Origin of the sequence: Candidatus Erwinia haradaeae (assembly GCF_900698935.1) — a bacterium.
GTDB classification, from domain to species: domain Bacteria; phylum Pseudomonadota; class Gammaproteobacteria; order Enterobacterales; family Enterobacteriaceae; genus Erwinia_E; species Erwinia_E haradaeae_D.
In genome coordinates, this window is record NZ_LR217715.1 from 663,342 (window position 1) to 684,870 (window position 21,529).

Sequence of the window (21,529 nt, forward strand, 5' to 3'; positions counted from 1 at the left end):
GATGCATCACAGTAGTGTATTCACTACAATCACATATATCGTCACTAGACGACACCTCAAGACATAGAGGATATTGCCTGCTTCGATTGTATATTTTCCAACTAGGAAAAGAAATAGCATAGCAGAAGGTAAAAGGGTGAAATGCATTAGGCAGTTATATCCGTACCTAATCATTATTGCATACCCTACAATGCTAATGCGCTCTCGCAAAAAATAGCGGCATCAATGTTATTGATAACATAAGAATAGTTATACATCAAACACCAACTTCTTATGCATTGATCATTCTAGCAATTAATACATGGATGTTTCAACTAGTAAACGACCGCTGTGCTCTAATAATATTATATGTCTAATACTAGATCGCGCGACGCCTAGTTTAAAAACTCTTTCACGCCTCTCTTTAAAAACAAAAATCTATCTTATGCTTATTTTTGACTCACTATAATAGATATAAAGTACAAGCCATATTCTACCATACCTTTTCCTCCTTGATTTCTTTACTCATTGAGATCCCTTACTTGCTGTGTACCTCGCTTATTATAAAGATTTGAAATCTATACAATAATGTATACTGCCATAATCTTTATTACTACTGTGTAAATTTATATTTATTTACTTACCATACCATGAAAACATATCCTAGAATTATATTCTAAAACCATTTCAATATGCATACCGCAAATGTGTTATGCATCACATGCATAACGTTAATATTGATGATAGCTCCAAAAAAATCGTATGAGTAAATATATGAGATCATATTAAACATAGTTGACTTATTAATCTGCATCTGGCCACCACACATAATTTTTTATAAAAAATTAGAGACACTGAAATACATAGCAGACTAGATATAAACCTAAACAACACCTAATTAGCAGGTAGTATCTTTAAAAAATATTTTTCAAGAGATTTTAATATTCACCTAACTAAACTAATTCCATGTCAATACAGTGTATCTGTCATAATTTATAATTATAGGTCATCCCTAACAAGAGACTCTGGAATACCTAGTATATTCAATAAATTACTAATTACATCCAAAACGTTAAAAAATAAAATCAACTAATATGTATGGTCTATATAACTTAAAAAACGCTATGTAGCTGATTTTTCTTTTCTGCGAAAGATTATTCAGCCTCTACAACTAATCATAAAATTTAGTGCTACCATATGTTATATTTACACCGCTTGAACATCCGACTATCCATAATGCTATTTATAGCATCTTAATATTAAGACGGTCATACTCATAACTTTTAAAGATCGCGCATACTAGATTGTTTTCATTCCGCACTTAAAGTGCTTTAATTCAAATTAAAAAAATACTTATTAAGTATACTTTATGATCTAATTCATATTACACACTCGTGATTTTCTACATACATAATAAATTAATTTCTACAAAAATATTTATAAATTTTAAAAACTTGCAACAATACATTATCAATGCTTATTATCAAATAATAAGGTTTATTATATCATGATCACTGTATCAGTATTAATATATAATTAACCTTGTGTGTTCTAAATAGATATCATAGTTTTCAACTATAAAAATATTTAATTTTCAATACTTAATATATATAAAATTATAGTGTTTACTGCATTATTTACTTAATTATACTACAGGATAACAATTCTTTATATTTTATGTAAATTTTATGTTGAATTTTTCATTTTATTAAAAAACTAATATATTACTATAATATAATAAATAATAATACGAGTATTTTTAAATCAAAAATAAAATTTATATTATTATGTCATTAACATATACGAGAATACACTTTAAGTAAGAGCTTATATCATAAGAAATACTTTTAATGATAATGAATATTTCTTCAGTAATACTTTTTATATATTTTATTATGTGTGAGTAGTGCACACTAATCTACCTAACCTTGTTTTAAATAAAAACATTAATTAATAAAATTGATTACAATGTATATTATCATTATTAATGTAATTTTTGTTTTAATAAAATTTCAATATATATTAACATTCCTCTTACCTTCTCGATATAATAGAGGATAATATCCTTATATAACATCCATGTATAATTTAATAGTTTTGCATGATTCCTATTCCTAATACAAAAATTACACATAAACACTATCTACTGTTAATCACAATACGATGTCTTGTTTTATTTTTAAAAAATGTGATAATATGCAATTATACTGTCTTATGTTTTTTACGATCAACTTCTTAACATAGTTATAAACATAAAATATATTCTCATTCATTGCATTAAGTATTTATATATCAGAAATACCATATGCACTCAAAAATAAGATAAATTAGATAATGATTATCTCTATTAAGTTTTTAACATGATAGAGTACATGTATTATGTGCAATTATCTTCAAACTGCAGGTGTTTATCTATCTAAAAATCTCACCTAATCTTTAGGTAGAGTCAATGTATTCCCTCTGAACATCCACTCAATAGTATATGTTATATAGAAGTTTGTGATACATCATTTGATTCAATAGACCACCAGATACTGGTATCATAACATCTATACTCGTTTTATTACTGATTCTGTATTTTGATTCTTATACACACTACATATGCCATAAGCGCGCCCTATATCCTTATTAAGATATGACGTGTATCTTGATCTTTGTAACCAAACCACATTGGACGGTTATCATGATATACTGTAGATGATACATCTAATTCTACAAGATGATCTGGTCTGATTTGTCTGTTTTCTGATAACTCCTCTAGTGTTTCAAGAGTTTTAATATATTTATATATTTCGACCTGAGAACGCATTTTACGACGCTTACCATGTTGCACATAAAAGTTATTTAACTCTCGATCAATAACACGCGCTTTAAACGTATCATTAATCAAAATCTGTATTATATTTAATATTTGTTGTTGCAAGACAGGATCTAAAATAGCCACACCGACTTCAATGCGATCGTCAATATTACGTGTCATCCAGTCCGCAGAAGACAGAAAACACGTTTTTTTTCATGCCATGATAAAAAATATATACACGGTCATGCTCTAAATAACGATCAACAATACTAATTGTACGAATATTATCACTAACTCCTTGTAGATTCGGTATCAGTGTACACATACCTCGCACAATAAGCTTTACTTGTACTCCAAAACTTGAGGCAGTATATAAACGATCTATTAATCCTTGATCCACTAGATTATTTAGCTTGAGAATGATGTGAACAGGTATGCTTTTTTGGCATGAAAAATCTCATTATCAATCAGCTTATACAACATATGTCGCGAATTCTGTGGCGACACTATCAAATATTTAAAACTTACCGCACGATATGGATTAGCAATAAAATTAAATACTTCTCGCACTTCATTAGTAATACGTGCATCCGCAGTAAGAAGGGAATAATCAGTATACAATTGTGCAGTCTTTTCATTAAAATTTCCTGTACCGATATGTGCATATCGTTTTATTTCTCCATTTTCACACATTGAGATTAAAAATAATTTAGCATGAATTTTTAAGCCGGGCGCTGAAAAGATAACATGAACTCCAGCTTCCGTTAAACGTTTTGCCCAATAGATGTGAGCCTCTTCATCAAAACGAGCCTGCAACTCTACTACTACTGTAACCTTTTTACCGTCATAAGCTGCATAAATCATTGTATTAATAATACATGAGTCTTTAGCAACACGATAAATATTAATTTTTATTTCCACAACAGAAGGGTCAAAAGAAGCTTGGTGCAATAATTCAAGGACGTGCTCAAATGTGTGATAAGGATGATATAGAAGAATATCGCAAGTGCGAATAGAATCAAATCCGTTTCTATAACGATCAAATCGTAAATGACGTAATTGTACTAAAGGCTTATGCGATAAATTAACTTTTTCAAAGTTCGGAAAACTAATAAAATCTTTAAAATTATGATAACGACCTCCTGGTAAAATAGAGTCATATTTAGAAATACTTAATTGATTACGCAACATCTTAACCATAGAATCTGGCATATCATGCTGATAGACAAATCGTATTGGTTTAGCAGTTAAACGTTGTTTTAAACTAGATGACATTAGTTCTAATAGACTGGATTCCATCTCAACAGATAAGTCGTACTCTGCATCACGAGTCATTTTCATCGAATAAGCGCTAAGAAGATCATAATCAAAAAAAACCACAGAAAATATCCTCTAAATAATAACGCAGAATATCCTCTAATACAATGATAGGCTGCCTGCGATGAGGGGGTTCTGGCGGTAAATTTATAAATCGTGGCACTTGATCAGAGAGAATCTCAAGTAACGCATAATTAATCTCTGTACCACGAATAATTTCAACGGACAGATAAGTATCGTCATCTTTTAGAAATTTAATTAAATTAGTATCATGAGTAATTAAGATAGGAGTAATATACTGCCGTAAAGTATATTTAAAATACTTTCTCAACCAAGTTTTCTGATTGAGAGACAGTTGACGTTCATTAATTAGAAATATCTGATTACATGCCATTTCTAATAATAAATCATTATAAATGAATATGAAACTCTTGGTCTGCTGTAAATACCTTTTCCTTTATTTTTATTAGTAAATGATATAAACTATCTGGGATATATTGTTCTTCGCTAATTAAAATACGGCGCTTAAGATCAGAAAACAGAACTTTATAAAATTCTTCTAAATTATTGGAATAAATCCCCAGAAAACGCATACGCTCAAATAATGGATAAGTTTTATCAGAAGCTTCTTGTAACACTCTTTCATTAAAAGACAACCAACTTAATTCTTTTTCTATATACAATTTATCATTATTTATAATCACTCCGTACTTTACTTTAAGATATAAATTATTTTTATCCTAAAATATTATTTCTATAATATATAAGCATTCTATTACTCCTATAACTTATACATAATTATGATCATTCAAATGTATGCACAACAATAATTTTTATTATTATCTAAAGCACTCTAATTTTAAAATGTATTCTATTGAAGACACATATCTATCATAAAAAATATATTGGGTGTTTATAAAAAATAAACCTATGATATGATGTAAGAATAATAATATCTGACTGATATGGATGGTATGACCAACTGAGTAAGAGACTGACCGTCTGAGGATTAGATTAATATATTTGATGATTGTTTCGTAGAGGTGAGATATTCTAAAAAAAGCACACATTGATGAAGATTATTTATAGACTATCACTAAAATTAGCCCTGGCACCATAGATTGTAAATTCTATTCATAGAATATGATATAAAGTTACTACCTTACATAGTCAGAGAATGAATAATACAATTTCTGATGGTATGCATTCTATAATGTAAAACTATTCAAAAAAAATACTATATAGTGCGGTTGAAAACAGATTGGCTTCTATCAAAAACCAGCGTTCTTAAAAGATCAAAAATCTTATATAATTGTTAAATTACATAATTATAGATACTTACCCTCATACATATCAATTTAATTGAACCAACAAAAAAATACATAAAGAAAATTAACATGCATGTATAGATATAAAAAAGATTTATAAGGATAATTACACCCTGTATGGTGAGTATGTATACTACCACATATGAAGAACACACTGCTATCATCACTCAAGTGTATGATGCGATGCATAGATCCCGTATGACTATGATCACTGATAAAACGTCACATCCAAAATGGTAAAAATTTATGTTATGATTCTACACCACCTTTCTTACGCGCTAACACCTAATTATCATTAATAAAAACATGGTGAATGACATAATATCTACACTCCTTCATAGAAGGATATTCTCTGGAATATACAATATACATTAGATCATTAGAATTTTTATACACCAAAACATCTATAGTTTTCATCAGTTCATATAAAATACACGGAATATGTCCTTTCATAGTTGTATAACTGTATATTATCCTCATCTATCGACGCGCGAAAATATTTCATATAAATATTTGCGCAGTCCTTAAAAAAAAGGTGATGCAGTATTAAGTAGCTTAGCTATAGATCAAACAACGCCTTCCCCCCTTATAATATAGATATAGTTATAGAATGGATTATGAATACTAGAATCTTTGTATCATAATTAATTTATTCACGATAGATACGTATACAACATTCAAAATGTTACTTATTACGTCATGACCTAACATGCTTTTCTTTTCCCGTACCAATCACTATAAAAAAGTTTGGTCTCGAGATAACACATAGCTTGACAAATAAAAATTAATATTCACAAAACACCAAACTGCTATAAGTTGTACTACAGTCTTTAATATATAGCACCTTGAAGCTATAGAAAATTGTAATGAATCTAACATCTTATTTGCAGTTACTGAATGATAGATTAGAGCATAAATTTCTTTAAAATAATAAATATACACCATTCAAAACATCGTATTAATATGCCTTTTCTTTCGTTAGAAACTACATATATCTCAGTGTTGGCATAGCCGCTTCAAAATGCACATACTAAAATAACTCTCTGATGAAAATCAAAACTTATAGATATACAGATATTATGACTGATACTCCATCAATATAAAAAATGCATGCAAATTACCTCTAATATTTAAATGTACTATAATAAAATTCAATCCAGGACACATTAAGAAAGATAATATTAAGTATAATGATAGATGCGCTATAATATTATGATAGTAAAAAAGAGCTCAAACTCAGCCAAAATCGTTAGTCTAAAATTTAAACATTGTAAATTGTATTTTTATAAAAAATATAGTCATTACAGTCCCCAAGGAAGACGCAAAAAAACATATTCGTTACTAGATCGATGGTTTATCATGATCCAATAAAAGACAATTTTATGGATGAACTCTAGGTGTGGTGAGATACTTGTCTGCATTATCTCTAAGTACTGCACCATACACTAAAAACATCAAACTTTTAGACCATTTATAAGACACAATGCAATATAAATAAAAGCTATAAAAATATTTTACTCTTTATTCTATCGACCAACATGATTCATCTAGGATAACTATCGTCTCGGTATCAGAGATAATCTGTTTGTAATCTTATTACTACATTCTAAAGAAGAGCCTTGCCTATCATAAATAAATTTCTCTTGCCATATTATAACTATAACACACCGATCACTTTGCTTTATGAGTACATTTTCTTTTACAACTCATCTATTTTGACGTCGTATACTATATAATATGTTATTCTTCAAAAAACTGATTAATTTTTGCTTTGAGAATATCGATCGCAATGCGATTTTTACCTCCACGGGGTACAATAATATCAGCATATTGTTTACAGGGTTCAATAAATTGTAGAAACATAGGTCGCACTGTTTTCTGATACTGCGCCATAACTGAATCCATCGAGCGTCCTCTTTCATTAACATCACGTTGCATACGTCGCATAAGACAAATATCAAGAGATGTATCTACAAAAATAGAAAAATTCATCTCCTGACGTAATTTAGCGTTTGTCAGCAATAAGATTCCTTCTAGGATAATAACCTTTTTCGGTTTTAGATGAAGTGTTTGCTCAGTCCGTGTATGTTCGGCATAACTATAAACAGGTAAATCAATAGCAAGCCCTGCTTTTAGCATCTGTAAATGTTGTAACAATAGCCCATGATCCATAGCACTTGGATGATCATAATTAGTGTGCACCCTCTCAGCCATCGTGAGATGGCCTTGGTCTCTATAATAAGCATCTTCAGGAATCACTCCAATATTTTCATCCCCAAAACGGTCACGAACTTCATGATAAAGAGTGCTAGCAATCAGACTTTTCCCTGAGGCGGACGCACCTGATATTCCTACGATAACGCATTGGTGATGTGATAACTTGTCAGCCATAGTTAAACGACCTAAACTGAAGACAGCGTAAAAAGGCACTCTGTATCCCTATAGATTGCCAAATGTAGGAAACATCTATAAATCCAGATAAAATGTAGCAAAACTATATATATCGCATTGCTTGTGGTCAATATCGATAGCTTAAGTGTGGATACTATAATAGTCTGCTACAATATAATGAGTTTTATATAGTTTTTGCATATTTTAACCCATCTATGACATTGAATCACAATATGTACAGCTCATAATATATAGAACAAGGAACACGTTTAATCCATACATCTCCATTTTAAATTAAATTATAATAATGCCATTTTTACTGCACTGAAGCGCAGTGGTGGTTCAACAATAGCTTGTTGTGCAGCGACTAGCTGTAACTCATATTCTCCCATTTGATGAGTTTTAAGCATTACTGCATATACAGCAGCTGTGACATGTTCTACTGCTGCTTGTAGGGGCAAGCCATGAAGAAGATTTACTAATAACAAACCACTTGTTAAATCCCCCACACCTACTGGTTGACGGATACCAAAATCTATCAGTGGTCGATCAATATGCCAGGCTTCATCACCTGTAACTAACAACATTTCTAATCTATCTTTCCGATAACCAGCATTCGCTAAGTGCTTAACTAACACTATTTTTGGTCCTTTAACAATTAATGCATGCGCAGCAGCAATGGCTTGTTCAACATTTTCCAGCACACCACTACCGCTCAGAATCTCCAGTTCTAAAAGATTAGGCGCGACAATATCACTGACTTGCAATGATGCATGAGCGTGAAACTCAGAAATACCAGTCGCAACAATACAACCCTTGGTTGGGTGCCCCATCACAGGGTCACAAAAATACCATGCATTAGGATTAGCCTCTTTAACCAGACGTACAATTTCCAGTATTGCCTCTCCTTGCTCCGCTGATCCAAGATATCCACTTAATACTGCATCGCAGGTTTGTAATTGATTGATATCGCTAATACCGCGAACAATCTCCACTAAATGAGCACCTGGCATCACTGATCCAGTCCAATGACCATATTGCGTATGATTAGAAAATTGAACAGTATTTAACGGCCAAACATTAGCGCCTAATCGTCGCATAGGAAATTCTGCAGCTCCGTTACCCGCATGACCAAAGACAGTGTGGGACTGAATGGAAAGAATATTTTTCATGACATTTCAAACCTAATACAAATATACATATACTTTTTATTAATGTAATCCAGTGGAAATGAGCGTTTCTTTTGACACTCTGGTCCATAAATAAGGTTCAAGAATACGAATCGCAAACAAATCAGTTTTTGATCCAGGATGTTGATATTATTCCCTAATCATCGTGACCGCCCAACCTTAATCTAATAGATCAACCACGAAGAATAATACTGCTATCTCTTGTTAACGACCTAGATGTATTAAAATCATTCCTATGATATTGATGTTATGCTCTTAAACATGAAATCTTTTTTACCATGTACTACTGGTATTAGGTGTCCTATGATCATTACCTTGCTGATGCACAATCATTACTATATGACAGAGATACTCATTATATTACAAAATGATAGTGATGAATATCCTATATGTTTTATCTCTTGATAATCTGCTTGATGCTTTTTAGTATAAATAAAGAACCATAAATTAATGACAACATAAAAATAAATAGGACACAGTATCCTCATGGTATAATAAGGCTTATCAAGCAGAATCAACAATTAGTATTGTTACAATCTGTACCTACATATCCTACGTCAGTAATAAAGCATATCAGTGTCTATTAATATGAAAATTGTAGTCTTGAGATATATTGATACCCCTAAAAAACACCACACACATCGTCTACAAAATAGTGAGATACTCTCTAATATATATAATGTGATGTAGTGTATAATAGAGAGAATATATGTTGAATATATTATTTCTGTGCAAGATGAAGGGAGACTGAATGTGTACTTTATAACTCATATAATGCTGCAATTCCACATGCAAAGTCTAATGCTTGTCTGCAAGAAACTGGTCGATCAATTTTAATACGTCATCCGCTGTAGATTGAGTTAACGCTTGTTCTGCTAATTTTTTAGCCTGTTGTAAAGCATAACCACGAATCATTTTTTTAATACGTGGAATCGAGCTCGCACTCATACTAAACTCATCCAATCCCATCCCTAATAATAACAATGTAGCACGCGGGTCTCCTGCTAACTCACCGCACATACCTGTCCACTTACCTTCAGCATGAGAAGCATCAATAACATTCTTAATCAAAGCTAGCACAGGAGGAGATAAAGGGTTATAAAGATGGGAGATTAATTCATTACCACGATCTACCGCTAAAGTATACTGCGTTAAATCATTGGTACCAATGCTAAAAAAATCGACTTCTTTTGCTAAGTGACGTGCAATCACCGCAGAAGCAGGAGTTTCTACCATAATGCCAATCTCAATATTGTTATTGAATGCTTTGTTTTCTCTAGCAAGTTCTTCCTTTAAAGTTTCAAGCTTTGTTTTTAAAAATCGTACTTCTTCAACAGAAATCACCATAGGAAACATAATACGTAATGCACCGAACGCTGACGCCCGGAGAATAGCACGAAATTGTGCATGTAGAATTTCAGAACGATCCATTAAAATTCGAATAGCACGCCAACCAAGAAATGGGTTGTTCTCTTTTGGTAAATTCATATATGGTACGTTTTTATCTCCACCAATATCCATAGTACGAACAATGACACTACGAGAACCAATTGCCTCCACCACTTCTTTATAAACCTGAAACTGCTCTTCTTCGCTAGGTAATGATTTTCGGTCCATAAATAAACATTCCGTACGGTACAAACCAACCCCATCTGCCCCATAATATTCTATTCCTGCAATATCACGCACTGTGCCAATATTTGCACAAAGTTTGACTTCATAGCCATCAGGAGTGACCGCCGGAAAACCGGTTAGTTGTAATAACTCTTTTTGCTCTATATGATATTGATTAGCTAGTAATTTAAACTCTGTAATTGTTTCTAGATTAGGATTAATGTATACTTGATTGTTAACACCGTCTACAATCAAGAAATCGCCATTTTTAACCTGACAAGTCACATTCCCAGTACCCACAATCGCTGGTAACTCTAATGAACGAGCCATAATAGCGGTATGTGAGGTAGCGCCACCAATATCAGTAACAAACCCTAGTACTTTTTTCAAATTCATTTGAGCTATTTCAGAGGGAGCAAGGTCTCTAGCAATAATAATCACTTCTTCATTAATAGCACTCAAATCAGTAATATTTAAACCCAATATGTTTTTTAGAAGACGTTGACCAATATCACGCACATCAGATGCACGCTCTCTTAAATACTCATCATCTATTTCTTCTAGTGATTTGACCTGAGCATTAATAACAGTGTGTACAGCTAAATCAGCAGTCACCAACTCCTCTCTAATAAAAGAAATAATTTCATGCTCCATTTCTTCATCCTCTAAAAGCATCACATGCCCCTCAAAGATAGCTGACTTTTCTTCTCCATAAACTTCAAGAGCTTTGAGTCGAATTATTTCCAGTTGTTGGGAAGATTTTTTGCGAGCATCAAGAAAACGATGAATTTCTTGATTAATTTGATCTACAAGAATCATTTTTCTACTAATGACTATTTCTTCTTCTTGTAAAAGAAAAGCTCTACCTAATGTTATCATTGGTAATATCACAATACCTGAAAGCATACATCTACCTTTATCTTGCTATGTTTTATCAGTGATTTTTTAAGAAAAGTAATGCCTGCATAGCACATTATTGTGGCTAGACCGTTGAAGGCAAAAATTCATTCCAAGAGAGCGTCTCACTAATTCGGATATGTCATTACTTTACAAAAAAAATGATTTAATGGAGGTATAGTAGATCACAATACCTCTTTTATGTTCCTTCAAGGTAGAGTGAATAAATGAACCCACCATGCAGCAGTTGACTAAAATTTACTTTAAATTATCTATCAACCACATCCCTCCTTGCTTACCTAAGAACACATAAAAGAAATATCATTTTATAAAACATGACAGCGTCATTAATACATAATAAAAACTATTGATACTTGAATAATATTAACACTTCAAACTATTAACTCTTGAAGATCTTGTATAGAAATATGAAGATTTTTGGAAATAATAATAAAATGCAAACATATCAATAATGATAAAGATTATCAAATATTTTGAGCACTAGTCATGCATAAAATGTTCTATAACATATATTCAATTTACATCGCTATCATCATACTTTCTGGATATCAGATTGATCATATATTGTATTAACTAATATGACTTATTTATCATCCACATCTATTTTTCTGATAAACTAAACTCCGATTTTTAATTTCCTTGATTATCAATTTCTACATAAATAATAAACACAATCTCATATATTAGATACTAAAGAAAAAATTTACCATATATGATAAATTGATAGCTGTTCTATTTTGTATGTTAGTGTATTGTAAGATTTATTAACATCATCATTGTTCGATAAATGATTTCTACGAGTAATCACTTTAACTATCATTCTAGGTTATACTACCAATATGCTACTAGCATGTCCTAAGTTAAGTTGACACAACATATGGTATGATACTTCCTATTATTTCACATCTTACGCTAGTAGCAGTGTGTCACACTAAGCACGTCTGTAATGATAATTACAATAATGATTTCTATCAGACCAATTCTTTTTCAGTGATCCATCCAGTCACTTACAATACTGATACTAAAGCAGCACAGACATTAGTGTTGAGCTGTCAACAGACAACTCTATAACATACTCAATACATGTGAGTATTAATCATTACTATACTATAATAAAATAATAAACTATAGCGCACGCTGTACTACTTTGAGAGCTCTAGTGGATCTGTGTTAATGTTCGTTCTTATTTGTAATCGCATCATCACTATTTCTGCAGATCACTCATTTCAGGTCATTCTAAATACTTTTTTAATTTTTATAAATTTGACAAAACCTACAAACTAGAATATTTTATTTTATTTTTGTACTAAAATGTTAATCACTACAAAATCCTCATGGAAGCTAGAGAAGCAATTCGGATAAAATAATAAAATTAAAATGGAGCTAAAACTAGAGTCATGCAGTTAAATTGAATCGTAATATATTTACAGTGTCTCACTAATCATTGCTAGAAAGTTTAGGTAATTTTGCATCGCCATGACCACTATAAAAGTTTATTGTAAAGGCAGGCACAGATCTTTACACATCCTCAAAAATCATTATTATTGAATGATTACCCTGATATATGAAATCTTTCTGATGGATTTACAATAGTTTATTAGTAACAGGTTTGTTTATGAAATTGCATACAATATTATTTCAAAAAAAAAAGAATAGATTAGAAACATGCAAATGGTTAGGTATAGCAGGCCTTCTAGTACTAGCAACAGCTATAGCAGGAACTATTGGGTATGATGAAAAAATATTACCATTTCGGATATTGTTTATCATCATATTAATAATCGCAGCAGCGAGTTTGGCACTATTAACAACACTAGGTGCATCAGTGTTAACTTTTTTACAACAATCATACACTGAGATGCGTAAAATTATATGGCCTACTCGTCAGGAAACTTTACAAACTACGCTTATAGTGACTCTTGTTACTGCTCTTATGTCACTAATTTTGTGGGGTCTGGATGGTGCCATAGTCCGTCTCGTATCGTTGATTACTGAACTGAGGTTTTAAGATGCTGAAAGCTCCCCAAAAACGCTGGTATGTCGTGCAAGCATTTTCCGGTTTTGAAAGTCGCGTAGCTCAGTCGCTACGTGAGCATATTAAACTACATCGCATGGAAAATTTATTTGGTGATATTATGGTGCCCACTGAAGAAGTAGTGGAGATACGTCGTGGACAACGTCGTAAAAGTGAACGGAAATTCTTTCCAGGATACGTATTAGTACAAATGATTATGCACGATACAAGCTGGCATCTTGTACGTAACGTACCAAGAGTGATGGGTTTTATCGGTGGCACTTCTGATCAACCAGCACCGATTAGTAAAAAAGAAGTGAGCGCCATTGCTGCTCTCTTACAAAAAGTTGGCGATAAACCGCGTCCTAAAACATTATTTGAACCTGGTGAAATGGTACGTGTCAATGACGGTCCATTTTCTGACTTTAATGGTGTCGTGGAAGAAGTGGACTATGAGAAAAGTCGTCTCAAAGTCTCTGTGTCTATATTCGGACGAGCTACACCGGTAGAGCTAGATTTTGCTCAAGTTGAAAAAGGGTAAAGTTATACCGTTAATCAATCTCTTCCAATGACAGATTATGCAAATAAAATTAAAAAATTACTGATGCTACTCGTGCAGTCCTCTCCATATAACAACAGCATTGCGAACACTAATATAATTGATGTATAGTTTTAAACTGCTTATGTGTATACTATAAAACATAATCTGTGTACTGCTGATTATTCTTAATAAGTTTGGAGCTATACCATAAACATACATAACATACATAACATATACATTCTATGTAATATACGTATACGTATTATTGTATTTTACAAGATAATTAATGTAAGTTTAATGTTACTACATACATAATATAATATTACTACAGCATCATAATATTACTACAGCGTGTTCTATAAAACTGATTATTACATACTCTAAGGTTGTGCATATATTTTGTAATATTCTCTACATTAAGATAACTCTATGGTAACTGTTTTGATCATACTAACGATACCATCTTAAAATAAAATTTTTACCCGATCTGAGGGGTCTATAAATGGCCAAGAAAATACAAGCCTATATTAAGCTACAGGTTGCAGCTGGCATGGCAAACCCAAGTCCGCCCGTAGGACCAGCTCTGGGTCAGAAAGGTGTCAACATTATGGAATTCTGCAAAGCATTTAACGCTAAAACAGATTCTTTCGAAAAAGGCCTGCCTGTTCCTGTTGTGATCACTGTGTATGCTGACCGTTCTTTTAGCTTTATTACTAAAACGCCTCCTTCGGCTATACTTCTCAAGAAAGCAGCTGGTATTAAATCCGGATCTAGCAAACCAAACAAGGATAAAGTTGGTACTTTATCGCATACTCAAATACGCATCATAGCAGAAACGAAAGCACAAGATATGACGGGGGCTAACATTGATGCCATGACTCGCTCGATTGAAGGTACTGCTCGTTCTATGGGATTAGTGGTGGAGAGATGAAATGGCTAAGCTAACTAAGCGTATGTTCGCTATACGTGAAAAAATTAATACAACTAAATTATATGATATTAGCGAAGCCTTGATCCTTATAAAAGAGCAAGCCACTGCTAAGTTTACAGAAAGCATCGATGTAGCAGTTAATTTAGGCATTGATGCACGAAAATCAGACCAAAATATACGAGGATCGACCATACTACCTCATGGTACTGGTCAATCGATACGAGTAGCAGTGTTTACAAACAGAGAACATGCTATATCTGCTCGCGATGCTGGTGCTGAACTTATTGGTATGGAAGACTTAGTAGAGAAAATTAAAAAAGGAGAAATAAATTTTGATGTTGTGATTGCGTCTCCAGACGCCATGCATATTGTCAGTCAAGTAGGTCAAATTCTTGGGCCACGCGGACTGATGCCAAACCTAAAAGTCGGCACTATTACTCCAAATATATCCGAAGCAGTAAAAAACGCTAAGTCTGGTCAGGTACGTTACCGGAATGATAAAAACGGGATTGTACATATAACGTTTGGTAAATCAAACTTTGATGTAGAGAAATTAAAAGATAACTTGGAGTCCTTTCTTTTTGCTTTAAAAAAAACAAAGCCACCTCAGGCAAAAGGTGTTTTTATTAAAAAAGTCAGTGTTTCCAGCACAATGGGTGCCTGTATCTCAGTGGATCTATCTAGCTTAAACGCATGTATTGTTACAACTTAATTTTAACAAAACATATATTTACTCAATATGGAGTATTGGTATGCTATATGAATTACATAATCATACCATAAATTTAGCTGCAAGACGCCTGAAATCATTTAAAGCTATAGGGCAACACAGATTCCGTTCATCTACCTAAGGATAGTATACCGAAGAATAGGTGATTCATTGCTCTATCCATGTCTTTTGCTTGTAGAATTGTACACTAGTTATAGATTTTATGTCTTCAAAGTAAAAAGACAATGGTTATGCATATATAGTGCTTATATCGAAAAATATAAAAACATACAGATATCCTGGTTTTTGATTTACAATCTAGACTGCGGTAACGGTGAAAAAGTAAAAACCTGTTCATCGACAATATGCGTGACTCTATCTCAACGAACGTCAATGCCTATCTTTTTAGAACAGATCAGGTAAGATATGATTGTGTGGTAATCCCTGTCCTAACCAGGAGAACAAACTAATGCCCTTGAATCTTCAAGAAAAAAAAGAGATTGTTGCTGAAATTAGTAAAATAGCAAAAGATGCGCTATCTGCGGTAATTGCGAATTCCAGTGGTATTACTGTAGATAAAATCACGACATTACGAAAAACAAGCCGCGACATGGGTGTGCATATACGCGTAATTCGTAATACTTTGCTACGTCGTGCGGTTCAAGGCACGCCCTTTGAATGCCTTCAGAATAAACTAAGTGGTCCAACCTTAATTGCATATTCTATGCAACATCCAGGTACTGCAGCTCGTATTTTTAAAGAATTTTCAAAAACAAATGTTGATTTTCATATTAAGGGTGCAGCTTTTGGGGGTGAACTAATCAACGCGGATCAAATTGACCGCCTAGCCACTTTACCAACTTATAATGAAGCAATTCAACGCCTCATGGCAACTATGAAAGAAGCATCTGCTGGCAAACTAGTACGTACTTTATCTGCCATACGTATTCAGAAAGAAGCTATCTCCGCTTAAGTACGCAAATCTTTGCGCTTTTGCTCATCAGCTTACATATATCAATTACTTGCTGCATTTAGGAATATTGAGATGTCAATCACTAAAGACCAAATTATTGAAGGCGTTGCAGCTCTGTCTGTGATGGAAATTGTTGACTTGATCTCTGCGATGGAAGAGAAATTTGGAGTCTCCGCTTCTGCATATCCTGCGGTATGCCCTACAAATGATCCTGACGAAGTAGAAGAAAAAACTGAGTTCGACGTGATACTTAAATCCATTGGTGTAAATAAAATCGCTGTCATTAAAGCAGTGAGAAGTGCTACTGGATTAGGTCTGAAGGAAGCTAAAGATCTAGTGGAATCTGCACCTACTTCTTTAAAAGAAGGTATCACAAAAGATGAAGCTGAAGCCTTACAAAAAACACTAGAATCAGCAGGCGCAGTTGTGGAAGTGAGATAAAGTCACTGCGTGGGTTAAAACCAGATCATGGCATATAATAAATGCGTGACTGGCTATACGTGACCCACCAGTATGCTTGATCTATACAGAATTCAGTAATACTCCATATCTGTTAGTCATTGGCTACCTTAATATGTCTTTCTCTATATTCAGAGTTTCGCTTCTATTAAAAGCACACATAATACTTGAAGAGTAGAGAGAAGAAGAAATAAAAACAAATGATCAGCTATTTCAATCATTCAAACAGCATTAAAGAACTATCCCCATGGACGGAGAAAAGGTTCTATTTTTAGAAAGCTGAGGAACCCTATGGTTTACTCCTATACCGAGAAAAAACGCATTCGTAAGGATTTTGGTAAGCGTCCACAAGTTCTGGACACTCCTTATCTCCTTTCTATCCAGATTGATTCTTTCCAGAAATTCATTAAACAAGATCCCAAAGGTCACTATGGCCTGGAAGCAGCATTCCGTTCTGTATTCCCTATACAAAGCTATAGCGCTCACGCTGAGCTACAATATGTTAGCTACTGTTTAGGTGAACCTATCTTTGATGTGAGCGAGTGCCAAATTCGAGGTATCACGTTCTTTGCGCCTCTTCGTGTAAAACTACGATTGGTCATCTATGAACGGGAAGCCCCAGAAGGTACCGTGAAAGACATTAAAGAGCAAGAAGTATATATGGGTGAAATCCCACTTATGACCGATAATGGTACTTTTATTATTAATGGGACAGAAAGAGTTATTGTTTCACAGCTTCATCGCAGCCCTGGTGTTTTCTTCGATAGCGATAAAGGCAAAACACACTCCTCAGGTAAAGTACTTTATAATGCACGTATCATCCCATATCGTGGTTCATGGTTAGACTTTGAATTCGACCCAAGAGATAATCTATTTGTCCGAATTGATAGACGTCGAAAACTTCCCGCTACTATTATTCTAAGAGCCCTTAATTATAATACCGAGCAGATCCTGAACCTATTTTTTGAAAAAGTAGTATATCATATCTATAACAATCAATTACAAATGGAGCTAATACCAGAACGGCTGCGTGGAGAGACAGCATCCTTTGATATTGAATCGAAAAACACCATATATGTAGAAAAGGGACGCCGTATTACTGCACGTCATATTCGTCATTTAGAAAAAGATAAAGTGAATTATATTGCCGTACCACCTGAATACATCGTTGGTAAAATAGTTGCTAAAGATTATATTGATACCATTACTGGTGAGATTCTTATTGCAGCAAATATGCCTTTATCATTAGATTTATTAGTACGATTACAAAAATCCGAACATAAAACACTAGAAACAATTTTTACAAATGATTTAGATCATGGTCCATATATCTCTGAAGTCATGCGTATTGATCCTACTTACGATCGTATAAGTGCTCTATTAGAGATATATCGTATGATGCGTCCTGGTGAGCCCCCAACACATGAAGCGGCTCACAATTTATTTGAGAATCTTTTCTTCTCTGAAGAGCGCTACGACCTATCTACGGTAGGTCGTATGAAGTTTAATCGTTCTCTAAAACGTGAAGCACTCATAGGCGCTAGTGTTTTGAGTGAAGAAGACATTATTCAAGTAATACAAAAACTGATCGGAATCCGGAATGGTATCGGTGAGATTGATGACATCGATCATCTTGGTAATCGTCGCATTCGTTCTGTGGGAGAAATGGCTGAGAATCAATTTCGCGTTGGTTTAGTACGTGTAGAAAGAGCAGTAAAAGAGCGTCTCTCCTTGGGAGATCTAGATACTCTCATGCCTCAAGATATGATCAATGCTAAACCAATTTCCGCATCTATTAAAGAATTTTTCGGATCGAGTCAGCTCTCTCAATTTATGGACCAAAACAATCCTCTGTCTGAAATTACACATAAACGTCGCATTTCTGCCCTTGGTCCTGGCGGACTCACACGTGAGCGTGCGGGTTTTGAGGTGAGAGATGTACATCCTACCCACTATGGTCGTGTATGCCCTATTGAAACACCAGAAGGTCCAAACATAGGCCTTATAAACTCTTTATCTGTCTATGCACAAACCAATGAATACGGTTTTCTTGAAACACCATATCGTCGAGTACACAATGGAATTGTTACAAATGAAATTCATTACCTTTCAGCGATTGAAGAAGGTCACTATGTCATTGCTCAAGCTAATACAAATCTTAATGACTCAGGTCGTATCATTGATGATCTTGTAACTTGTCGTAACCATGGTGAATCTAGTTTATTTAGCTGTGATCAAATTAACTACATGGATGTCTCGACTCAACAAATAGTGTCAGTAGGCGCTTCCTTAATTCCGTTTTTAGAACACGATGACGCTAATCGTGCATTAATGGGTGCTAACATGCAACGCCAAGCAGTGCCAACTTTACGAGCTGAGAAACCACTCGTTGGTACTGGTATGGAACGTGCTGTTGCTGTGGACTCTGGTGTCACTGCTGTAGCCAAGCGTAGTGGTAGCATTCAATACGTAGATGCCTCACGCATTGTTGTCAAAGTACATGAAAATGAAATATATGCCAATGAAGCTGGTATCGATATTTATAACTTAACAAAATACACTCGTTCGAATCAAAATACTTGCATTAACCAGATGCCATGTGTAAATCTCGGTGAAGTAATTGAGCGCGGTGACGTACTAGCTGACGGTCCAGCTACTGATTTAGGTGAATTAGCACTGGGTCAAAACATGCGTGTTGCGTTTATGCCATGGAACGGATACAATTTTGAAGATTCCATTTTAATCTCTGAGCGCGTAGTACAAGAAGATAGATTTACTAGTATCCACATTCAAGAACTAGCCTGCGTGTCACGTGATACTAAGTTGGGCCCGGAAGAAATTACCGCTGACATTCCCAATGTAGGTGAAGCAGCGCTTTCTAAACTAGATGCATGTGGAATTGTATACATCGGGGCTGAAGTGACTGGGGGTGACATTCTTGTCGGAAAGGTAACACCTAAAGGTGAAACTCAGTTGACACCTGAAGAAAAATTACTACGGGCTATTTTTGGCGAAAAAGCATCAGATGTTAAAGACTCTTCCCTTCGTGTACCGAATGGTGTTTCTGGCACTGTTATAGATGTACAAATTTTCACTCGTGATGGCGTAGAAAAAGACCGAAGAGCTTTAGATATTGAAGAAATACAACTGAAAAATGCAAAAAAAGACCTCTCTGAAAAACTAAAAATACTGGAAAATAGTCTTTTTTACCGAATACAACAGATTCTTATAGCCAATGGAATTGCAGAAGAAATATTACATACCCTTCCAAGATCTAAATGGTTAGAGCTTAGTATTACCGACATAGATAAAAATAAGCAACTTCTCAAGCTCACCAATCAATATTACGAACTAAAAAACGACTTTGAACAAAAATTAAATGATAAAAGACGAAAAATTACACAAGGAGACGACTTAGCACCAGGTATATTAAAGATTGTAAAGGTATATTTAGCTGTTAAACGTCAAATTCAACCTGGTGATAAAATGGCTGGACGTCATGGTAATAAAGGCGTTATTTCGAAAATTAACCCAATTGAAGATATGCCTTATGATGAACATGGTCTTCCGGTGGATATTGTGCTCAACCCGCTTGGCGTACCATCACGTATGAATATTGGTCAAATTCTCGAAACCCACCTAGGCATGGCTGCGAAAGGGATTGGGGACCACATTAACATGCTACTAACACAGCAATCAGAAATCTCTAAATTACGTGAATTTATGCAACAAGCATATAACCTTGGCACTAATATACGACAAAATGTTAACTTAGATACTTTCACAGATAAAGAAATAGTCTGCTTAGCAGAAAATCTACGGAATGGAATGCCTATCTCAACCCCAGTATTTGATGGTGCACAAGAGAGCGAGATTAAAGATCTCTTAGAATTAGGCGGGCTACCTTCTTCCGGTCAGATTACTCTATTCGATGGTCGTAGTGGTGAAAAATTTGAACGCAAAGTTACTGTAGGATATATGTATATGCTAAAACTTAATCACTTAGTTGATGACAAAATGCATGCACGTTCCACAGGTTCTTATAGCCTTGTAACTCAGCAACCTCTTGGCGGTAAAGCACAATTTGGTGGTCAACGTTTTGGTGAAATGGAGGTGTGGGCATTAGAGGCATATGGCGCTGCGTATACTCTACAAGAGATGCTCACTGTAAAATCCGACGATGTTAATGGTCGTACAAAAATGTATAAAAATATTATTGATGGCAACCATCAGATGGAACCAGGTATGCCAGAATCTTTTAACGTCCTCTTGCAAGAAATTAGATCCTTGGGTATTAACATTGATCTGGAAGACGAGTAATTAACTGGCCTCTGCTGTACCAGTTACGGTATGCTCAGAGCGCTT

At 34.1% G+C, this 21,529-nt stretch carries 10 protein-coding genes and 1 pseudogene; 7 read left to right on the forward strand and 4 right to left on the reverse strand.

What is annotated here, in order from left to right; genetic code table 11:
• Positions 1–2,743: 2,743 nt before the first annotated feature.
• The 4 genes and pseudogenes from ppk1 to ptsI form a co-directional block, all read right to left on the reverse strand.
• A pseudogene (gene ppk1, locus ERCIKOCA2762_RS02080) lies at positions 2,744–4,794 on the reverse strand (polyphosphate kinase 1); the annotation flags it as partial.
• A gap of 2,370 nt (positions 4,795–7,164) precedes the next feature.
• Positions 7,165–7,815, reverse strand: a complete 651-nt coding sequence (udk, locus tag ERCIKOCA2762_RS02085; RefSeq protein WP_157988786.1) for a uridine kinase — start codon at positions 7,813–7,815, stop codon at positions 7,165–7,167.
• Between the two features lie 299 nt (positions 7,816–8,114).
• On the reverse strand, positions 8,115–8,987 hold the full coding sequence (gene pdxY, locus ERCIKOCA2762_RS02090) for a pyridoxal kinase PdxY (RefSeq protein WP_157988549.1): 873 nt from the start codon (positions 8,985–8,987) through the stop codon (positions 8,115–8,117).
• Between the two features lie 816 nt (positions 8,988–9,803).
• The gene (ptsI, locus tag ERCIKOCA2762_RS02095) at positions 9,804–11,525 is read right to left on the reverse strand and encodes a phosphoenolpyruvate-protein phosphotransferase PtsI (protein ID WP_157988550.1); all 1,722 of its coding nucleotides are present in this window, start codon (positions 11,523–11,525) and stop codon (positions 9,804–9,806) included.
• Between the two features lie 1,627 nt (positions 11,526–13,152).
• Here ptsI and secE point away from each other — a divergent pair.
• The 7 genes from secE to rpoB all read left to right on the forward strand — a co-directional run bounded on the left by secE (position 13,153) and on the right by rpoB (position 21,484).
• On the forward strand, positions 13,153–13,545 hold the full coding sequence (gene secE, locus ERCIKOCA2762_RS02100) for a preprotein translocase subunit SecE (RefSeq protein ID WP_157988551.1): 393 nt from the start codon (positions 13,153–13,155) through the stop codon (positions 13,543–13,545).
• A gap of 1 nt (position 13,546) precedes the next feature.
• Positions 13,547–14,092 (forward strand): transcription termination/antitermination protein NusG, encoded by a 546-nt coding sequence (nusG, locus tag ERCIKOCA2762_RS02105; protein WP_157988552.1) that lies wholly within the window; start codon positions 13,547–13,549, stop codon positions 14,090–14,092.
• Between the two features lie 502 nt (positions 14,093–14,594).
• Positions 14,595–15,023: a 50S ribosomal protein L11 gene (gene rplK / locus ERCIKOCA2762_RS02110; RefSeq protein WP_157988553.1), complete on the forward strand. Its 429-nt coding sequence runs from the start codon at positions 14,595–14,597 to the stop codon at positions 15,021–15,023.
• A 1-nt stretch (position 15,024) separates the two neighbouring features.
• Entirely contained in the window at positions 15,025–15,735 is a 711-nt protein-coding gene (gene rplA / locus ERCIKOCA2762_RS02115; protein WP_157988554.1) for a 50S ribosomal protein L1, read from the forward strand.
• A 466-nt stretch (positions 15,736–16,201) separates the two neighbouring features.
• Positions 16,202–16,705: a 50S ribosomal protein L10 gene (gene rplJ / locus ERCIKOCA2762_RS02120; RefSeq protein ID WP_157988555.1), complete on the forward strand. Its 504-nt coding sequence runs from the start codon at positions 16,202–16,204 to the stop codon at positions 16,703–16,705.
• Positions 16,706–16,777: 72 nt separating this feature from the next.
• A complete protein-coding gene (rplL, locus tag ERCIKOCA2762_RS02125; RefSeq protein ID WP_157988556.1) occupies positions 16,778–17,146 on the forward strand; it encodes a 50S ribosomal protein L7/L12 in 369 nt (122 codons plus the stop codon).
• 309 nt (positions 17,147–17,455) lie between these two features.
• Complete coding sequence (rpoB, locus tag ERCIKOCA2762_RS02130) at positions 17,456–21,484, forward strand: DNA-directed RNA polymerase subunit beta (RefSeq protein WP_157988557.1); 4,029 nt, start codon at positions 17,456–17,458, stop codon at positions 21,482–21,484.
• The last annotated feature ends 45 nt before the right edge of the window (positions 21,485–21,529 follow it).

What these genes read in the sequence shown, in the direction of transcription:
- ptsI (WP_157988550.1), bottom strand. Translation starts at nt 11,525, where the DNA reads ATGCTTTCAGGTATTGTGATATTACCAATGATAACATTAGGTAGAGCT.
- rplL (WP_157988556.1), top strand. Translation starts at nt 16,778, where the DNA reads ATGTCAATCACTAAAGACCAAATTATTGAAGGCGTTGCAGCTCTGTCT.
- rplK (WP_157988553.1), top strand. Translation starts at nt 14,595, where the DNA reads ATGGCCAAGAAAATACAAGCCTATATTAAGCTACAGGTTGCAGCTGGC.
- rplA (WP_157988554.1), top strand. Translation starts at nt 15,025, where the DNA reads ATGGCTAAGCTAACTAAGCGTATGTTCGCTATACGTGAAAAAATTAAT.
- rpoB (WP_157988557.1), top strand. Translation starts at nt 17,456, where the DNA reads ATGGTTTACTCCTATACCGAGAAAAAACGCATTCGTAAGGATTTTGGT.
- rplJ (WP_157988555.1), top strand. Translation starts at nt 16,202, where the DNA reads ATGCCCTTGAATCTTCAAGAAAAAAAAGAGATTGTTGCTGAAATTAGT.
- udk (WP_157988786.1), bottom strand. Translation starts at nt 7,815, where the DNA reads ATGGCTGACAAGTTATCACATCACCAATGCGTTATCGTAGGAATATCA.
- secE (WP_157988551.1), top strand. Translation starts at nt 13,153, where the DNA reads ATGAAATTGCATACAATATTATTTCAAAAAAAAAAGAATAGATTAGAA.
- nusG (WP_157988552.1), top strand. Translation starts at nt 13,547, where the DNA reads ATGCTGAAAGCTCCCCAAAAACGCTGGTATGTCGTGCAAGCATTTTCC.
- pdxY (WP_157988549.1), bottom strand. Translation starts at nt 8,987, where the DNA reads ATGAAAAATATTCTTTCCATTCAGTCCCACACTGTCTTTGGTCATGCG.